Origin of the sequence: Mycobacterium sp. E136, assembly GCF_001666865.1 — a bacterium.
GTDB lineage: Bacteria > Actinomycetota > Actinomycetes > Mycobacteriales > Mycobacteriaceae > Mycobacterium.
This window is the reverse complement of the sequence record NZ_LZJE01000058.1, coordinates 1-18528: the sequence shown is the minus strand read 5'-3', so window position 1 is coordinate 18528 and position 18528 is coordinate 1. Positions and strand designations below refer to the sequence as shown.

Annotated in this window: 15 protein-coding genes and 1 pseudogene; 9 read left to right on the top strand and 7 right to left on the bottom strand. The window is 67.3% G+C overall.

The window, feature by feature from the left end:
• Positions 1-431, top strand: a 431-nt coding sequence (locus tag A5698_RS04245; RefSeq protein ID WP_197506653.1) for a nucleoside hydrolase, incomplete at its 5' end; no start/stop codon positions are given.
• On the opposite strand, the pseudogene A5698_RS04240 reads toward A5698_RS04245, so the two are convergent.
• A pseudogene (locus A5698_RS04240) lies at positions 368-847 on the bottom strand (nucleoside hydrolase); the annotation flags it as partial. The gene A5698_RS04245 and the pseudogene A5698_RS04240 sit on opposite strands and share 64 nt — an antisense overlap.
• A gap of 72 nt (positions 848-919) precedes the next feature.
• Positions 920-2905: an SDR family oxidoreductase gene (locus A5698_RS04235; RefSeq protein ID WP_197506652.1), complete on the bottom strand. Its 1986-nt coding sequence runs from the start codon at positions 2903-2905 to the stop codon at positions 920-922.
• Positions 2906-2959: 54 nt separating this feature from the next.
• On the opposite strand from A5698_RS04235, the gene A5698_RS04230 reads away from it, so the two are divergent.
• The 3 genes from A5698_RS04230 to A5698_RS04220 are packed head-to-tail and all read left to right on the top strand — an operon-like array spanning position 2960 to position 6098.
• Positions 2960-3829: a MaoC family dehydratase gene (locus tag A5698_RS04230; protein ID WP_067091297.1), complete on the top strand. Its 870-nt coding sequence runs from the start codon at positions 2960-2962 to the stop codon at positions 3827-3829.
• A 57-nt stretch (positions 3830-3886) separates the two neighbouring features.
• Positions 3887-4771 carry a universal stress protein gene (locus A5698_RS04225; protein WP_067091300.1) on the top strand — a complete coding sequence of 295 codons (885 nt, stop codon included), beginning with the start codon at positions 3887-3889 and terminating at the stop codon, positions 4769-4771.
• Positions 4772-4790: 19 nt separating this feature from the next.
• On the top strand, positions 4791-6098 hold the full coding sequence (locus A5698_RS04220) for an adenylate/guanylate cyclase domain-containing protein (RefSeq protein ID WP_068293645.1): 1308 nt from the start codon (positions 4791-4793) through the stop codon (positions 6096-6098).
• A gap of 20 nt (positions 6099-6118) precedes the next feature.
• On the opposite strand, the gene A5698_RS04215 is transcribed toward A5698_RS04220, so the two are convergent.
• Together A5698_RS04215 and A5698_RS04210 are read right to left on the bottom strand one after the other, a co-directional pair.
• Entirely contained in the window at positions 6119-6481 is a 363-nt protein-coding gene (locus A5698_RS04215) for an alpha/beta fold hydrolase (RefSeq protein WP_156670607.1), read from the bottom strand.
• 402 nt (positions 6482-6883) lie between these two features.
• Complete coding sequence (locus A5698_RS04210) at positions 6884-8425, bottom strand: HNH endonuclease signature motif containing protein (RefSeq protein ID WP_068293638.1); 1542 nt, start codon at positions 8423-8425, stop codon at positions 6884-6886.
• A 144-nt stretch (positions 8426-8569) separates the two neighbouring features.
• Here A5698_RS04210 and A5698_RS04205 point away from each other — a divergent pair, with 144 nt between their 5' ends.
• Genes A5698_RS04205 through A5698_RS04195 form a run of 3 tightly spaced genes read left to right on the top strand, consistent with a single transcriptional unit; the run spans position 8570 to position 13697 of the window.
• The gene (locus A5698_RS04205) at positions 8570-11863 is read left to right on the top strand and encodes an error-prone DNA polymerase (protein ID WP_068293634.1); all 3294 of its coding nucleotides are present in this window, start codon (positions 8570-8572) and stop codon (positions 11861-11863) included.
• Positions 11864-11880: 17 nt separating this feature from the next.
• On the top strand, positions 11881-13053 hold the full coding sequence (locus A5698_RS04200; RefSeq protein WP_068293631.1) for an MFS transporter: 1173 nt from the start codon (positions 11881-11883) through the stop codon (positions 13051-13053).
• Positions 13050-13697, top strand: a complete 648-nt coding sequence (locus tag A5698_RS04195) for a nitroreductase family protein (RefSeq protein WP_068293628.1) — start codon at positions 13050-13052, stop codon at positions 13695-13697. Before A5698_RS04200 ends, A5698_RS04195 begins: the two co-directional genes overlap by 4 nt.
• Here A5698_RS04195 and A5698_RS04190 read toward each other — a convergent pair whose 3' ends face one another.
• On the bottom strand, positions 13698-14162 hold the full coding sequence (locus A5698_RS04190; protein WP_068293650.1) for a tRNA (cytidine(34)-2'-O)-methyltransferase: 465 nt from the start codon (positions 14160-14162) through the stop codon (positions 13698-13700).
• 8 nt (positions 14163-14170) lie between these two features.
• Positions 14171-14851: an alpha/beta hydrolase gene (locus tag A5698_RS04185; RefSeq protein ID WP_068293625.1), complete on the bottom strand. Its 681-nt coding sequence runs from the start codon at positions 14849-14851 to the stop codon at positions 14171-14173.
• Between the two features lie 121 nt (positions 14852-14972).
• Here A5698_RS04185 and A5698_RS04180 point away from each other — a divergent pair, with 121 nt between their 5' ends.
• Both A5698_RS04180 and A5698_RS04175 read left to right on the top strand, forming a co-directional pair.
• Positions 14973-15578: a class I SAM-dependent methyltransferase gene (locus A5698_RS04180; protein WP_068293622.1), complete on the top strand. Its 606-nt coding sequence runs from the start codon at positions 14973-14975 to the stop codon at positions 15576-15578.
• Positions 15579-15832: 254 nt separating this feature from the next.
• Positions 15833-18367: a HAMP domain-containing sensor histidine kinase gene (locus tag A5698_RS04175; protein WP_068293619.1), complete on the top strand. Its 2535-nt coding sequence runs from the start codon at positions 15833-15835 to the stop codon at positions 18365-18367.
• A gap of 29 nt (positions 18368-18396) precedes the next feature.
• On the opposite strand, the gene A5698_RS29945 is transcribed toward A5698_RS04175, so the two are convergent.
• Positions 18397-18528: hypothetical protein (locus A5698_RS29945; protein ID WP_502688871.1), on the bottom strand; the 132-nt coding region annotated here is incomplete at its 5' end.

Below are 18528 nucleotides of genomic sequence, written 5' to 3'. Positions count from 1 at the left end.
GCGGCGCGTTCGACTACCGCGGCAACACGACCCCGGTCGCCGAGTGGAACATCAGCGTGGACCCCGAAGCCGCGGCCGAGGTGTTCGCCAACTGGACCGTCGCGTGGGGTGACGAGAAGCCCGCACACCTGCCGATCGTGTTGGGCCTGAACCTGACCGAACACATCGCGATGACACCCGCGCTGTTGAATCGGCTCGCGGAGAAGGCCGGCGCGACATCGGTGGCGATGAGCGTCTCCGACGACCGCGGCACCCGATCGGCGTCGGACAACCCGCTCATCGCGGCACTCGAGGACGCCATGCGGTTCTACTTCGAGTTCCACTTCGACCAGGGCGAGGGCTATCTCGCGCACCTGCACGACCCGCTGGCCGCGGCTTCGGGGTCCACGCTGATGTTCCACTCGGCGACCGGGGTCGTGTTGCCGCGGTAGTCGAACGCGCCGCCCATGATCACCAGTCGACGCAGCAGTGTGGGAAGCGCCGGTTCGGCGCGAAGCGCCAGCGCCAGGTTGGTCAGCGGTCCGGTGGCCACTGCGATCAGTTCGCCGGGGAACGTCCGAGCGGTGCGCACCCACGCCTCGGCGGCGTCGTATTCGGTGAGCCGTCGCCCGGATGCAGGCAACTGGGCATACCCCATCCCCTCTGGACCGTGGGTGTCCTCGGCGGTGCGCAGCGGTGAACTGACCGGCTGCTCGGATCCTTTCGACACCGGGATCTCCGACATTCGGCACAGATCCAACAGGCCGAGGTTGTTACGGCAAACCTGTTGCACCGGAACGTTTCCCGCTGTCGACGCAATCCCGACCACGTTCGCGTCCTCGCTGGCGAACAGGTAGGCCAGCGCCATGGCGTCATCGACACCGGTGTCGACGTCGACGAAGACGGGCTGAGTCACCTGGCCAACGATAGGGATCCGCAGCTACCAGTGCACACCCGGCACCAGCCGCACCGCGGACTTCACCGGTCGCGGTATTCGTGCGGGCCGCTTCGGGCTGCGCGGTGGACGTGGTGTCCGTGCGGTCCTCGGCGGCGCCGGCACCCCGCGAGCCGCAGGTGAATCCGGATATCCGAGGTAGAGCTGGTGCAGGATCCGCCGCGAGAGTTTCGGCGTGAAGTAGTTGCCGAAGTCGGCGAGCGTGCCCAGGGGTGTGTCGATTCTGGCCGGCTTGTCGATGAGCCCGCGCACCACCATGGCGGCGGCGTGTTCGGCGCTGATCGGGGGCACCGGATTGAGCCGGCGCGACGGCACGATCATCGGCGTGCGCACCAACGGCATGTGGATGGTGGTGAACGTGATGTGGTCGGAGAGCGTCTCGGTCGCGACCACGTCGGCGAACGCGTCGAGCGCGGCCTTGGTCGGAAGGTAGGAGCTGTACTTCGGGTTGCGCGCCTGCACGCCGGCGCTCGACACGTTGACCACGTGGCCGAACCGTCGTTCCCGCCAATGCGGTAACAGCGCAAGGACCATGCGCACAGCGCCGAAGTAGTTGACGGCCATCACGCGCTCGTAGTCGTGCAAGCGGTCGGTGGAGGCGGTCACCGAGCGGCGGATCGAGCGGCCGGCGTTGTTCACCAGATAGTCGACATGGTCGAAGCGGCCGAGGATGTCCTTGACGGTGCTCTCGACCGATGTCGAGTCGGTGACGTCGCAGGTGAACGCATGGGCTTGCCCGCCGCCGGCGCGGATCTCGCCGACCAGGTCGTCGAGCGCATCGGCGTTGCGCGCCAACGCGAACACGGTCGCGCCGCGTTCGGCGATCGCGATGGCCGAAGCCCGTCCGATTCCGCTCGAGGCGCCGGTCACGATCACGTGCTTGCCGACCAGCGGACCGGCTGGATCGTCGCGCCGCGCACGGTCGGGGTCGAGGTGTTCGGCCCAATAGCGCCACAGCACGGGCGCGTAGTCGCCAAAGCGGGGGGCGGTTATTCCCGTGCCCCGCAACGCTTCTGAGGTTCGCTCGGCGGTGAATGTAGGCATCAGGTCGACGACGTCGAGCACTTCGGCGGGCAGGCCGAGTTGCGTTGCGACCATGTTGCGCACGACCTTGACGCGGCCGGTGGCCTTCAGCAGGGGCGTCGCGGTGGAACGGGGAAGCGACGCGCGCAGCCGCGGGAGTCCGGCGGTTTTGGCCACGGCGCGGTAGATGCCTTGCAGCCCAATTGTTTTCGGTGCGGTGAGATGGAACGTTTCACCGTCGCGATCGGGCAGATGCATGAGAGCGACGAGGGAGTCGGCCACGTAGTCGACCGGGACGAGGTTGGTCCGGCCGGTGTCGGGAAGTGCCATCGGCGTGATCGACGGCAATGAGGCCAGCCTCGCGAGCATCGGGAAGAAGTAGTACGGCCCGTCGATCTTGTCCATCTCACCGGTACGCGAATCGCCGACGACGACGGCGGGCCGGTACACCCGGTATCGCAGCCCGGGCGTCGTGCGGACCAGCTGCTCGGCCTCGAACTTGGTCCGGTGATACGGCGTCGGCAGTTCCTGACCGACGTCGAAGTCGTCCTCGGTGAACTCGCCGCGGAAGGTGCCCGCGACGGCGATCGAGGACACGTGGTGCAGGGTCGCGTCGAGCCGGTTGGCGAGGTCGATGACCGCACGGGTGCCGTCGACGTTGGCTGCGCGCTGGTCGGCGTCGGAGGCGGTGATGTCGTAGACGGCGCCGCAGTGCACGACGTGGTCGACGCCACCGATGGCGTTCGGCGGCAGACCGAGATCCGGTTCGCAGAGGTCGCCGACCAGCGGTTTCACCCGCTCGCCCCAGGTGGCGGCGAGGCGTTCGAACCGGGACAGCGAGGTTCGGCGCACGAGCACGAGCACCTCGGCGTCACTGCTGTGGGCCAACAACCGCGTCACCACTCGTCTGCCGATAAACCCGGTACCGCCGGTAACGACATAGCGCATGCGAGTCATCGTGGACCGCCGCGGCCGAGACGTCAATGCGGATATCGTTCGGACATGCCTCTCGACCCCAACGCCATCGGCGCCAAGACCGACCCGCAACTATTCGAATGGACCGACCGCGACACGTTGCTGTACGCGCTGGGTGTCGGCGCGGGTACCGCGGATCTCGCGTTCACCACCGAGAACAGCCATGGCATCGAGCAACAGGTGCTGCCGACGTACGCGGTGATCGCGTGCCTGCCGTTCGCGGCGGCGGGCCTGATCGGTTCGTTCAACTTCGCGATGCTGCTGCACGGTTCCCAGGGGATCCGGCTGTATGAACCGCTGAAGCCGGCCGGAAAGCTGAGCGTGGTCGCGGAGGTCGCCGACATCCAGGACAAGGGTGCGGGCAAGAACGCGATCGTCATGCTCAAGGCGACGGGCACGGACCCCGACACGTCGAAGGTGGTGGCGGAGACCTTCACGACGGCGGTCATCCGCGGTGAGGGTGGATTCGGCGGGCAACCGGGGCAGCGGCCACCGGCTCCGGAGATTCCCGACCGCGAACCGGACGCCCGAATTGCGTTGCCCACGCGCGAAGATCAGGCGTTGATCTATCGACTTTCGGGGGATCGCAACCCGTTGCACAGCGATCCGTGGTTCGCACGGGAACTGGCGGGCTTCCCGAAGCCGATCCTGCACGGGCTGTGCAGCTACGGAGTGGCGGGTCGGGCGTTGGTCGCCGAACTGGGTGGGGGTGACGCGACGAAGGTCAGCGCGATCGACGCCAGGTTCACGTCGCCGGTGTTCCCGGGAGAGACGTTGACGACGTCGATCTGGCGGACCGAGGCCGGTCGCGCGGTGTTCCGCACGGAGGCGGCCGAACCCGACGGTTCGAATGCCCGCCTCGTACTGGAGGACGGTGTGGCCGAATACCGCGACTGACGCTCATTTGGTCGATCCGAAGGCGTGTGCCGCCGGGGATTGACAGGATGGTCGACCATGAGGCTCGTCGTTGGATACCTGGCCACTCCCGGCGGTGCGGATGCGCTGGCGCTCGGTGTGCGGTTCGCGCGCACGCTGGGCGCCGAACTCGACCTGTGCATGGTGTTGCCGCCCGACCGGGTGGTGCCGTCGATCAAACCGGTGGGGGATTTCGAGAAGCACCTCGTCGAGCAGGCCGAGCAGTGGCTGGAAGAGGCGCGCGCGTCGGTGCCCGACGACATCGTGGTGCGCAGCCATGTACGCGTCGACGACTCGGCGGCCGATGGGCTGATTCAGGAAGCCGCGCGGGTCGAGGCCGACATGATCATCGTCGGCGGATCGGGGGGACTGGCGGCCAGCTTCTCGTTGGGGTCGGTCGTCAACGGCCTGTTGCACTCGGCGCCGTTGCCGGTGGCGGTGGCGCCGCGGGGTACGCGGAATTCACCCGTCGACCGTGTGCGTGAGGCAACGTGTGCGATAGGCGAGCGTGAAGGCGCGGATGTCCTGCTGGACATGGCTGTTCGCTACAGCCGGGCGGCGGGCACTCCGCTGCGGTTGGTGTCGCTGGTCGCGCTGGACCCGACGTTCGGGGCGCTGCGTGGGGACGGTGAGGCGGTGCGGGAGCGGGCACTCGCGCATGCGCATCATGTTCTCGATGTGGCGAAATCAGAGTTGCCGCAAGATTTCCCGGTGACGTCGACGATCGTGGAGGGTACTACGATCGAGGAGGCGGTGGGCAAGCTGGACTGGCGCGACGGGGACCTGATCATGGTCGGGTCGAGCCGGCTGAGCGCGCCACGGCGGCTGTTTCTCGGCTCGAAGGCGGCCAAGATGCTGCGAGTGCTCGACGTGCCGATGGTGGTGGTGCCGCGCGAACAATTCGGGCGCGAAGATCTGCCTTAGCGGAGATTGACTCCTGGCCATGTTCTCCGAGACGCGGTATGCGACGAACGGAGACCTGCGAATCGCTTACCGCACGGCAGGCGATGGAGACCGCGAGATCGTCTTTGTTCCCAACTGGTTCACGAATTGCGAAGTTTTCCCTGAACTGCCGTCGGTACGAGATTGGATGGAGGCGATGTCCTCGCTCGGTCGACTGATTATTTTCGATCAGCCCGGAAGCGGAGCATCTGATCCCATTGAGCCAGGATCACTGCCGACATTGGAGCAGTGGGCGGACAGCATCACGGCGGTCCTAGATGCATTGGGGATCGGTCAAGCGGCGTTGGTGGCGTACGCCGGCGCACTCCCGACCGCGGCCATGTTCGCGGCAACGCATCCGGCACGCACAACTGCGCTTGTGCTGGTTGAGAGCACCCCTGACGAGGCAGACCGCACTGATCTGATGGACGACATCGCAGAAGCGGCCGTAGCGATGTGGGGCACCGGCGAGATAGAACGCAGGCTCAATCCGGACATGCCGTGGAATGAAGAAATTCGGGCGGCGTGGGCGCGGCACGAGCGCCTTGCGGCGAGCCCTCGGATGGCCGAACTCATGTTGCCGCTTGTTGCGGAGGTGAGTGCACGCGCGATTCTTCCGACTGTCCGTGTACCGACGCTAGTCGTCCATTACAGCGACGATCCGCTGCTCCCGTCGGAGAAGGGTCGGGAAGTGGCCGATTCTATCGTCGGGGCGAAGTTCGTAGAGATCCCGGGACGAAACTTCTATCACGTCGTCGAACCTTGGCGGGACTCGTTCAATGCGATCGCCGAATTTGTCACTGGTGCACAGCCTGAGGTCGCTGACGATCGGGTGCTGGCGACGGTGTTGTTCACCGACATCGTCGACTCGACGCGTCGCGCGGCTGAGATGGGCGACCGCGGGTGGCATGCCCTCCTGGATGCGCACGACGCTGTCGTGCGGGCGCAACTTGCTCGGTTTCGCGGTCGTGAGGTGAACACGACGGGTGACGGCTTCGTCGCGATGTTCGACGGTCCTCAGCGAGCCATCCGCTGCGCCATGGCTATTCGCGACGCAGTGCAGGTGCTTGGCATCGAAGTACGCGCGGGTTTGCATACGGGCGAATGCGAGGTTCGCGGTGACGATATCGGCGGTATCGCCGTGCACATCGGCGCCCGCGTGGCCGGCCTGGCAGGACCAGACGACGTGCTGGTGTCGAGCACCTTGCGCGATCTGGTGATCGGCTCGGGACTGGAGTTCGAGGAACGCGGGACCCACCAACTAAAGGGTGTACCCGGTGAATGGCGCCTGCTTGCGGTCGCCAACTAGGACGGCGGCGGTCGACGGGCTCAGCGGTGCGCGAGGAAGTCGGACAGGTACTTACCGACGACCTCGTTCGGGATCAGGTGATTGGCGTCGACGAGTTCGATCCGCGCATCGGGGAGTCGCTGCCGCAGGCGGGCCGCAGCTTTGGGTCCGTTCTGTGCGGTCTCGTTCTTGCCGATGATCGCCAGCACCGGGATCCGCGCGGATGCGATTGGACGCAGATCACAGTCGCTGCGCATCGGCCACGGCCTCGGCTCAGCATTACCCAGCGACATCTTGAACGTCATGGCGCCACTGACGAACTGCTGCATGATCGTGCGCGTCGGCTCTTCGCCAAGCAGTCGGCGCTGTTCGGGGTTGACCATGTGGTCGATCAGTGACCACACGCGTCGTTCCTTGGGGCGCACAGCAATGGTGGTGAGGCCGCGAAACAAAAACCGCGGGCTCATACCTCCCGCGATCCCGACCGGGCACACGAGTGCCAACCGCTCGACCCTCTCGGGAAAGGCGGGTCACCGGCCTCAAGCACATGCGTGCGCCCGTATGAGGTCTCCACGTCTGATTCCGTGACAGAGACGGCACTGCAGGCCAGGACCGCGTCGTAGAGCTGAAGGTAGGCGGCGCGTGCGTCATCCGATCGAAATGCAGAGAGTGCGGGCATCCGGATCTCCTCATCGTCCTTCCGAATTGATACACCGCGTTGTCGGTGCGGTGCAGCGTCTTCGACGAATCGGGAAGCGATTCGCTGGTTCCGGACCAGCCATCTTGGTGACCGCGAGATTGCCGAGTCAGAACGGCGGCGGGTCTTCTTCGACCGACACCTGCGGCGTGAGCGGAAAAGTGGTCTTTCCGCATTCCCTTCCGGCGAGATCATCCAGCAGGCGCTGATTGCGCTGACGCTCCGCTTCGATGGCCGCCGCGCGGTTCTGTTCGCGGGTTCGCTTGCGCCGCGGCATCTTCAAGCATCGAACCGCGTCGTCGAGCAGATCGACGCTCGGATCGATGACGGCGGGCGCGGTTTCCCGGCACAGCGACGGGAAAAGCAGCCTGCTGCCCGGATGGGTCGTGTACTTCTGCCCGGCGGGTGAGAGCCAGTCGACGCTTCCGTCGGGGTGTTGCCGATCGCGCCATCCGAGGAACGTCTTGTAGAGATGATGAGTTCTACACAGGCACTTGAGGTTCGACGCCTGCGTCGCTCCCCGCGGATACGGGACCGTGTGGTCGATGTCGCATTGAGTGGCGGGCCTGTCGCAGTTCGGGAAGCGGCACGTCAGATCGCGGCAGCGGACGAACCACGCCAGCGCCGACGAGGGAACCCGCCCCTTCTCCGGCGGCGCATCCCCGGGATGCCTGACGGGTCGGCGCTTGGCGACCGCCAGCTTGGCGGCCACGATCGGTGCCGGCACTACTCCGCGACCTATCACAAACCCCGGCCCCGTCTCGGCCGCCCCACCGAGCGTGGGATCGTCGGCCTCGATCGGTTCGACGGGCTTGTCGCCGTCCAATTCGGCCGGGGTCGCGTCATCGAGCGTGTCCTCGCTCGCCACGACGTGCACTACGACGCCGCCGACGGAGATGCCCGCGGCCGGGCATTCTTTCGATCCGCACTCACACGGCAGCGTCTGGGCGCCATCGAACGCGGCGGCAACGGCATCGGCGCGGCGCTGTTCCTTTGTGCGAGGATCATTTTCGCACACCGTCGCGGCCATGGCGTCGAGCCGTTGGTCGATGAACTCGCCGTGATGGGCGAACACCGTCGCTTCGACATACGCGACACCCGAGCCGTCCCCGCTGTCTTTGACCTCGATGTAGCGGCTGCGCGAACTGTTCTCGGCACGGCGCACCGCAGCGGGGTCGAAGCGGTCGACCCAGTAGTCGATCGCGTTGTGCATCTTCAGCGCTGACAGTGCCGTCCATCCCTCGACATGCGCGGCGATCGCGGCGTCGACCTTGGCAAGCGCGTCACAGTCTTGGATCAGGTACGTCCGAAACACGATGGCGGCGACGATGCGGTAGGTGATGGTGCCGGTCAGAAACACCGCGTTCGTTCGAGGCAGCCGGTCGCGCAGGGCGATCGCGATCTCCAGTTGGGACGCCGCGACTCCGATCGACACCTGCTGGGCAGGGGCGATCTCAGCGGCGACGGCGGCGTAGTTGTCGATGATCCACTGCTCGCGATCGGCCGAACCGTCGACGGCATACATTCGATCCAGCACGGCGACGGCCGCCGAGAGCCTGCGCGCGCACGCGGCGTTCTCGATGCGCGCCCATGCACCGGCTGCTTCGGCACCTCTGGCGCCGTCGGCCGCCTCCACCAACTGATCGAACATATGAACGAATCTAGTCGGCTCCACTGACATCGGAAAGGTTGTTTTGCCAGCCTTTGGATGAACCTGATGTTTGGGATAACCAGCGCTTTTGCCGAAATTTCGACCGATCGGGCGGTTCGAACACAAGTTCGATACACTGCACACATGGGCTGGCATCTCGGCCCGCCGAGCTGGGCGGAAATGGAGCGGGTGCTCAACGGCAAACCGCGCCGTGCGGGCTGGCCGATCGACGAGCAGCTCGGCGACGGTGGCGACAGCCCCGCCTGGTCCAGCAAGCGGGGGGAGTACCAACCGCTCGACGTGGAGCGGCCCACATCGACGGTGCCCTACGCCGAACTGCACGCCCATTCGGCGTATAGCTTCCTCGACGGCGCCAGCACCCCGGAAGAACTGGTCGAAGAAGCGGTTCGGCTCGACCTGCGGGCGATCGCGCTCACCGACCACGACGGTCTCTACGGTGTGGTGCGCTTCGCCGAGGCCGCCAAGGAACTCGACATGTCGACGGTGTTCGGCGCCGAACTGTCCCTTGGCGGCGGCGACCGGACCGAAGACCCCGACCCGCCCGGCCCGCACCTGCTGGTGCTGGCACGCGGGCCCGAGGGCTACCGGCGGCTGTCTCGCGAACTCGCGAAGGCGCACCTGGCCGGCGGCGAGAAGGGCAAACTGCAATACGACTACGACGCATTGACCGAAGCGGCCGGCGGACACTGGCACATCCTCACCGGCTGCCGCAAAGGGCATGTCCGGCAAGCGCTTTCTGAAGGCGGGCCGGAAGCGGCAAGCCAAGCACTCGCCGATCTCGTCGACCGCTTCGGCCGCAACCGGGTCAGCGTCGAGCTCACCCACCACGGGCATCCCTGCGACGACGAACGCAACGCCATCCTGGCCGAGCTGGCACCCCGGTTCGGCCTGAGCGTGGTCGCGACCACCGCCGCCCATTTCGCCGAACCCTCGCGGGGGCGACTGGCCATGGCGATGGGTGCGATCCGCGCCCGCCACTCGATGGACGAAGCCGCCGGATACCTTGCGCCGCTGGGCGGTTCGCATCTGCGCTCCGGTGCGGAGATGGCGCGGCTGTTCGCCGACCGGCCCGAGGTGGTGACCGCCGCGGCCGAACTCGGCGAGCAGTGCGCGTTCGGGCTCGCCCTGATCGCACCGCAGCTACCGCCGTTCGACGTCCCCGAGGGCCACACCGAGGACAGTTGGCTGCGCCACCTGGTCATGACGGGGGCCCGCAACAGGTACGGCCCACCTCAGCGGGCGCCCCGGGCCTACGCACAGATCGAACACGAGCTGAAAGTCATTGAACAACTGACGTTTCCCGGCTACTTCCTGGTGGTCCACGACATCACCCGATTCTGCAAGGAGAACGGCATCCTGGCCCAGGGCAGGGGATCGGCGGCCAACTCGGCGGTCTGTTATGCGCTCGGGGTCACCAACGTTGACCCGGTCGCCAACGAACTGCTCTTCGAACGGTTCCTGTCGCCGGCGCGCGACGGCCCACCGGACATCGACATCGACATCGAATCGGACCTGCGGGAGAAGGCCATCCAGTACGTCTACGACCGCTACGGCCGCGACTACGCCGCCCAGGTGGCCAACGTCATCACCTACCGCGGCCGCAGCGCGGTGCGCGATATGGCCCGCGCACTGGGCTTCTCGCAAGGTCAGCAGGACGCCTGGAGCAAGCAGCTCGGTCAGTGGGGCAACCTCGCCGAGGCGCCGCACACCGAAGACATTCCCGAGCAGGTCATCGACCTGGCCAAGCAGATATCCAACCTGCCCCGGCACATGGGCATCCACTCCGGCGGCATGGTCATCTGCGACCGGCCCATCGCCGACGTATGTCCGGTCGAATGGGCCCGCATGGAGAACCGCAGCGTCCTGCAGTGGGACAAGGATGATTGCGCGGCAATCGGTTTGGTGAAGTTCGACATGCTCGGCCTCGGCATGCTCTCGGCGCTGCACTACTGCATCGACCTGGTGCGCGAGCACAAGGGCATCGACGTCGACCTGGCGAAACTGGACCTGTCCGAGCCCGCCGTGTACGAGATGCTGCAGAAGGCCGACTCCGTCGGCGTGTTCCAGGTGGAGTCACGCGCCCAGATGGCCACGCTGCCACGGCTCAAGCCCCGCGTGTTCTATGACCTGGTCGTCGAGGTCGCGCTGATCCGGCCCGGCCCGATCCAGGGCGGGTCGGTGCACCCGTACATCAAGCGCCGCAACGGTGAAGAGGCCGTCACCTACGACCACCCGTCGATGGAACCGGCCCTGCACAAGACGTTGGGGGTGCCGCTGTTCCAGGAACAGCTCATGCAACTCGCCGTGGACTGCGCGGGTTTCTCCGCCGCCGAGGCCGACCAACTGCGCCGCGCGATGGGGTCGAAGCGGTCGACCGAACGGATGCGCCGGCTGCGGGGCAGGTTCTACGACGGTATGCGTCAGCGCCACGGCATCACCGGCGAAACCGCCGACCGCATCTACGAGAAACTGGAGGCCTTCGCGAATTTCGGCTTCCCCGAGAGCCATTCGTTGAGCTTCGCATCGCTGGTGTTCTACTCGTCGTGGTTCAAGCTGCATCACCCCGCCGCGTTCTGCGCCGCGCTGCTGCGGGCACAGCCGATGGGCTTCTACTCGCCGCAGACCCTGGTGGCCGACGCCCGCCGCCACGGTGTGATCGTGCGCGGCCCCGACGTCAACGCCAGCCTGGCGCACGCGACCTTGGAAGACACCGGGAACGCGGTCAGGTTGGGGCTCGGCGCCGTTCGGCACATCGGCGACGAACTGGCCGAGCAGCTCGTCGAGGAACGAAACGCCAACGGCGCGTTCGCTTCCCTGCTGGACCTGACGCAGCGGGTGCAACTGTCCGTGCCGCAGACCGAGGCGCTGGCCACCGCGGGGGCGCTGGGCTGCTTCGGCATCACCCGGCGCGAAGGGTTGTGGGCTGCGGGCGCGGCCGCCACTCAGCGACCCGATCGGCTGCCGGGAGTGGGCGCGTCGTCGCACGTTCCCTCGCTGCCCGGTATGACCGAGCTCGAGCTCGCCGCCGCCGACGTCTGGGCCACCGGGGTATCGCCCGACAGCTACCCGACCCAGTTCCTCCGCGAGGACCTCGACGCCCTCGGCGTCATCCCCGCAAGCCGGTTGCTCGACGTGCCCGACGGCTCCCGGGTCTTGGTGGCCGGGGCCGTGACGCACCGGCAGCGGCCGGCTACCGCCCAGGGCGCCACCTTCCTCAACCTCGAGGACGAGACCGGGATGGTCAACGTCATCTGCTCGCGCGGGGTGTGGGCGCGGCACCGCAAGCTGGCGCAGACGGCTCCGGCGCTGTTGGTCCGCGGTCAGGTGCAGAACGCCACCGGGGCCGTCACCGTGGTCGCCGAGCGGATGGGCAAGCTCACCCTGGCAGTCGGCTCCAAGTCTCGCGACTTCCGCTAACCCGCTACGGTTGAGCCGTGCGCCGACCCGTCTACGTCCTCGTCGGTGCGGGCACCGCGCTGATCGCCTGCTGCTATGGATTCGGGCGGTTCTCCTACGGACTGTTCGGGCCGGTGTTCGGGGAAACCTTCGGCCTCAGTTCCACCATCGCCGGCGTGATCGGGGCGGGCAGCTACATCGGCTACTGCGCCGCGATCACCGCCAGCCTGCTGCTCACCGACCGCGTCGGGCCGCGCCGGGTTGCGGTAGCCGCCGGAGTCGTTGCCACGCTGGGCATTTCGATCATCGCGCTGGCACCGTCGGCCTGGGCTCTCGCGGTCGGGGTGCTGATCGCCGGATGCAGCACCGGGATCGTCTCGCCGCCACTGGCGGCGGCGGTCGCCCAGAATGTGCCGCCTGCCACGGCGGACCGTGCGCAGACCGTGGTCAACGGCGGCACGGGCATCGGTGTGGTGCTGTCAGCGCCGATCGCGCTGCTGCTGTTGAGTCACTGGCGCGCGGCGTGGGTGGTGTACGCGGCGGTGTCGGCGGCCGTGACGGTCTGGGTGTTACTTGCCGTGCCCGCCAACTCACGGCGCGCCGCGAAGCGGGTCGATCCGTTCTGGCGCCCAGGCACTTTCGGCTTGCTGCTGGCCTCGCTGCTGACGGGCGTCGGCAGCGTCGCGGTGTGGACGTTCGGCCGCGGCCTGATCACCACGGTCGGCGGGGCAGACGCGACGCGCTCGTCGTTGTTGTGGATCGTCATCGGCGCGGCAGGCATTGCCGGTGCGTTCGCCGGTGACGCGGTGCAGCGGATCGGCCTGCGGCGGGCGTGGGTGGCCGCGACCGTGACGATGGCCGTGGCGACGGCTTCGTTGGCCGCCGCGCCGGCCAACCTCGTGGTGATGATCGTCGCCGCGACCCTCTTCGGTGGCGCCTACATCGCGTTGACGGGCCTGGCATTGCTGTGGAGTGCGCGGTTGTACCCCGACAGCACCTCGTCGGGGGTCGGCCTGTCGTTTTTTACCATCGCCGCCGGTCAAGCTCTCGGCGCTCCCATCGCCGGCGCGCTCATCGACATGGTCGGTGGCAGAACCGCATTCGTGTCGATCGCCGCGGTCGGCCTGTGTGCGCTCGCCGTACGCCCGGTAGAGACAACGCCCGCTGCGCGAAACACTGCGCCATGGGGCGAATGTAGTCTCGAAAAATGACGTTGAACCTCTCCGCCGACGAAGTGCTGACCACCACCCGATCGGTGCGCAAGCGGCTCGATTTCGAGAAGCCGGTACCGCGTGAGTTGCTGCTGGAGTGTCTCGAGCTCGCCATCCAGGCCCCGACCGGATCGAACAGCCAGGCGTGGCAGTGGGTGTTCGTCGACGACCCCGAGAAGAAGACGGCGCTCGCCGAGATCTACCGCAACAGCTGGAAGATGTACCGCACGATGCCCGAGCCCGAATACGCCGAGGGCGACAGCCGCGGAGAGCGGCGCCAGGCCGTGGTGTCGTCGGCCGAATACCTCGCCGAGAACATGGAAAAGGCGCCGTGGCTGCTGATCCCGTGCCTCGAAGGGCGATGCGACGGCGTGCCCGGCGCCGTCAGCGCCAGCTTCTGGGGTTCACTTCTGCCCGCGGCGTGGAGTTACATGCTGGCGTTGCGCTCGCGCGGACTCGGCTCGGCGTGGACCACGCTGCATCTGCTCGGCGAGGGCGAGAAGCAGGCCGCCGACGTGCTCGGCATCCCGCACGACCAGTACAGCCAGGGTGGGCTGTTCCCGATCGCCTACACCAAGGGCACCGACTTCCGCCCGGCCAAGCGGCTGCCCGTCGAGCAGATCGCGCACTTCAACACGTGGTGATCAGGTCGCGCCGCTGAACCCGTGCTGACGCCACGCCTCGTACACGGCGACGGCGGCCGCGTTCGACAGGTTCAGTGAGCGTCGGCCGGCCAGCATCGGTATCCGCAATTGCGCGGTGATGTGCGGATCGGCCAGCGTCGCGTCGTCCAGCCCGGTGGGCTCCGGCCCGAACATGAGCACGTCACCCGGTCGGTACTCGATGTCGGTGAATGGCGTTGTCGCGTGCGCGGTGAACGCGAAGACCCGCTCGGGCGCCAACGCGGACCACGCCGCGGCCAGGTCGCTGTGAACGGTTACCGACGCCAGGTCGTGGTAGTCGAGACCGGCCCGCCGCAGCTTCGGCTCGGACAGATCGAATCCCATCGGTTCGACCAGATGCAGTTCGCAGCCGGTCGCCGCCACCATCCGGATCGCGTTGCCGGTGTTGGGCGCGATGCGCGGTGAATAGAAGAGAACACGGAACATCGACGGGATCACATCCGTTCGAGCACATCGGCCAGCTCACGGGGCCGAGAGAGCTGGGCCATGTGCCCGGCGGATATTCGAACGACGTGGTCGGCGTTCGTCGACCACGCTTCTTGCGCAGCCACCGAGTTCGCTGATTCTCCAGTGGCAATTACGTAAGTCGCCGGATGCGTCCGTTCTCCCGCCATGCTCGGAGAAGAGTACGACGCTGCCGATTGCAGGACGAAGCGTGACAGAATCATCTGACTCTGATCGCGGTCGAGATCGGAGCAGAACGACTGCCTGGCCAGTTCAAAATCATCGGTCATCTCCATCGTGCCGTCCTCTCGCCGAACAAACACGTTGGGTAGGACATCGCCCAGTTGATTCAGGACTGACTGTCCGCGCTTCGGCCAGAGCGCGGTGAGGTACACGCTGTGCCGCACCTTTGGGTGGTCGGCGAACTCGGTGATCACCATCCCACCGTACGAATGGCCAACCAGCACAACAGGCTCAGCTGTAGTCATCAGCACCTGCCGTACATGATTGACATCCGCGCTGAGGTCACCAAGCACTGCCGGATCGCTACCACCGCTCGGCAGTTGTTTGACGACGTGTACCCGGTGGCCACCGGCCCGCAGCTGCTCGGCCAAGGCGTCCCAGACCCAGCCGCCGTTGAACGCGCCGTGGACCAACAGGTAGTCGCTCATGCCGGAATTCTGGGGTCATCATGGCGACGAGTTCTGACATTTCGTGAAGTCCAGCCCCGGTCGGGAACTCGCAACTCCGAGGGCGGGAAGAGCGCCTCGGGGTAAAGGGGATAATGCTCGCATGGTCGCGGAAAGCCTCTGGATGCAGAAGGTGGCGGCCGACCCCGGCCACTCGCACTGGTATATCGAGCGGTTTCGCGCCATGGCGCGCGCCGGCGACGACCTGGCGGGGGAGGCACGTCTCGTCGACGCGATGGTGCCGCGCGGGTCGCACATCCTCGACGCCGGTTGCGGACCCGGCCGGCTGGGCGGCTACCTCGCCACCGTCGGACACCGCGTCGTCGGCGTCGACGTCGACCCCACCCTGATCGACGCCGCCCAACAGGACCATCCCGGCCCGCACTGGCTCGTCGGCGACCTCGCCGAACTCGACCTGCCCGCGCGCGGCATCGCCGAACCGTTCGACGTGATCGTCTCGGCGGGCAACGTGATGACGTTCCTGGCCCCGAGCACCCGGGGCCTGGTGCTGTCTCGGCTGCGCGCGCACCTCGAGGAGGACGGACGGGCCGTGATCGGCTTCGGCGCCGGCCGCGACTACGCGTTCGACGACTTCCTGAACGACGCCTCGACCGCCGGATTCGCGCCCGACCTGCTGTTGTCCACGTGGGACCTGCGGCCGTTCACCGACGAGTCCAACTTCTTGGTCGCGATCCTTCGCCCGGCGTAAACGGACGCCGCATCACGATCGGGTCCCGGTATTCGCTCGGTATCCTCACACCGCTTTCCACCTGCGTTTATGGACTCTGTCCGTTCAGTAAGAACGGTGGATTCGGCCGCGCATCGCTGGCATACTCGTCCAATTGCCAGGGCCCGAATGCGCCCGCCGGGAGGGCATATCACGAGAAAATCAGTGGGAAGTCTGATGCATGACGCGCCGACGCTGACGTTGCAACCACCGGCCCAGCGAGCGAGCGTGCGCCGATGAGCGCCCTGATCGATTTCGACCGCAAACCGGAGCCACCCGTCAAGAAGCCCTCGCGGTGGGCGCTGTCCAACTGGCCTGTCCGGTGGAAAGTGCTCGCGATCGTTCTGGTGCCGCTGATCGTCGCCGCGACGTTCGGCGGCCTGCGCATCCGCGCCGACGTGACCGCGGAATCCGATCTGCGCCGCGCCGCCGACCGTGCCGAGATGGTGCCCGCGATCGAGGGCTACATGGCGGCGTTGGAAGGCACGATGCTCGCCGGCTCGACAGGGGGCGACATCCAGACGGCGTTGACGCGCTACGACGACAGCCGCCGCAATCTGCAGCGCCGACTCGACGACACCGACGTCGCGCCCGACGTCCGCCAGGCCATCACCACGATGACCAACGGCGGCCAGATCCTGGTGGAGAAGGTCGCCGCGAACAGCATCGGGCTGCGCGACACCATCCAGGCGTACGCGTTGCTGCTGTTGCCGGCCGAGGATGCGGTGACCGGCTCGGTCCGCGTCGACGACGAACGCATCCGCGCGGAGACCGTCGGTCTGGCCCGCGCAATCGGAGCGCGCGGCCAGATGACGATGCAGACGCTCGCGCTGACCCGCGGGGCCGAACTGCCCGAGCCTGAGTTGAGGACCGCGGTGATCGCGCTGGCGGGCACCGAGCCGTCGACGCTGTTCGGGATGAACCAGGTGCTCGGGGTCGGATCGCCGGACGCCCAGAAGTTGCAGGCCGAGTTCGTCAAGCGGATGGCGCTGATGACGGACCTCGCGGTGCCGCTGGTGAACAACCCCGAACTTCTGGCGTCGGTGGCCACCACCGAGCAGATCGCGCGCCAAGTCATCGAGCGGACCACGCCCGCGGTCACCTCGGCCGTCCAGGACCGCGCCGATGCGCAGCGCACCACGCTGATCCGTGACGCGATCATCGTCGGCGTGGCGCTGCTGCTCGCCCTGATCATCGTGGCGCTGGCGGCGCGCAGCCTGGTGCGCCCGTTGCGGCGTCTGCGCGACAGCGCTCTCAAGGTCGCCCACGAGGACCTGAGCGCGGAGATCGAGCGGGTGCGCGCAGGCGGTGACGCCTCGCAGATCGCGCCGATCCCGGTGCACACCACCGAAGAGGTGGGCCAGGTCGCGCACGCCGTCGACGAACTGCACGAGCAGGCCGTGTTCCTCGCCGCCGAGCAGTCGCGGTTGCAACTGCAGATCGGCGACATGTTCGAGACGCTGTCGCGGCGCAGCCGCTCGCTGGTCGACCAGCAGCTCGCGCTCATCGACCGGCTGGAACGCAACGAGGAGGATCCCGAGCGGCTGGAGAGCCTGTTCCGGCTGGATCACCTGGCCGCTCGGATGCGCCGCAACGGTGCGAACCTGTTGGTGCTGTCGGGCGCGAAAGTGCCTCGCGAACAAGCCGAACCGGTCCCCGTGTCGGCGGTGATCAACGCCGCGGCCTCCGAGGTCGAGGACTACACGCGAGTCGTCATCGCGACGGTGCCCGACAGCGAGGTCAGCGGCGCCGTCGCCGGCGACCTTGTCCACCTCCTGGCCGAACTGCTGGACAACGCGCTGCAGTATTCGCCGCCGATCTCGCAGGTGCGGGTGTCGGCCGTGCACACCGCCAACGGCGGACTGGTCATCGAGGTGAGCGACATCGGCCTCGGCATGACCGAGTCGGATCTGCGGGTCGCCAACACCCGCCTGCAATCGGGCGGCCAAGTCGACCCGTACACCGCGCGGCACATGGGCCTGTTTGTCGTCGGTCGCCTCGCCGCCCAGCACGGGCTGGTGGTCCGGTTGCGTTCGACGATCGGCGGCGAACCGGATTCGGGCACCACCGCGGGTGTGTACGTGCCGACGGAGTTGCTCCGCCGGCCTGGGGAACCGCATCAGTTCAGCGCGCCCGAGTACGCAACACCCGCCGACGCCCACGCTGGCATCGCGACGGCGCTCGCCCTCGACGAGGATCACGTCGATCGCGAACTGGAGCCCGAGCCCGAGCAGGAACACTCGAACATCTCGGTGCTTCCGCAGCGCGCTCCCGGCGCCAGCGGCATCGCGGCCGTCTTCGACGAGGAACCGGACGAGCCCGAACCCGCCGCCCGGCCGACGGACACGTCCAGCTTCTTCGCCGCTCGCACCCAGGCGACGACGACGGCCGATACCGACGACTCCATCTACCAGAGCATGCTTTCCGAGTGGCTGGTCGACCCGACCGAACTCGCCAACAGCGACGACCTGAACTGGGAGTCGGTCTGGGACCACGGCTGGTCGGTCGCCGCCGCCGCGGACGAGGCGCCGGTCACCGACGTCACCGACGATGGCCTTCCCGTGCGCACTCCCGGCGCCCGCCTCGTGCCCGGCGCCCCGGACACCGCCGAGGTAGCATCGGCGGCTGAGGTCGGCGCTGAACCGGGAGCCCCGCATCGCGATCCGGAAGCCGTTCGGGCCAGCATCAGCAGCCACTTCGGCGGACACCAGCACGGCGTGGGTCACCCCGGACACCTCGCGGGCGAATTTCGACACCAGCCAGTCGAGTGAGTCACGCTGCGTTGATCGCGACGCGTGGGTCATTCGGTATCGGTTCCTCTGGTCTCTCGTGCGTGCGACCGGGCAGCGTGCACCCCGCCGAAGTGGCTGCTGATGCTGGCCCGAACGGCTTCCGGATCGCGATGCGGGGCTCCCGGTTCAGCGCCGACCTC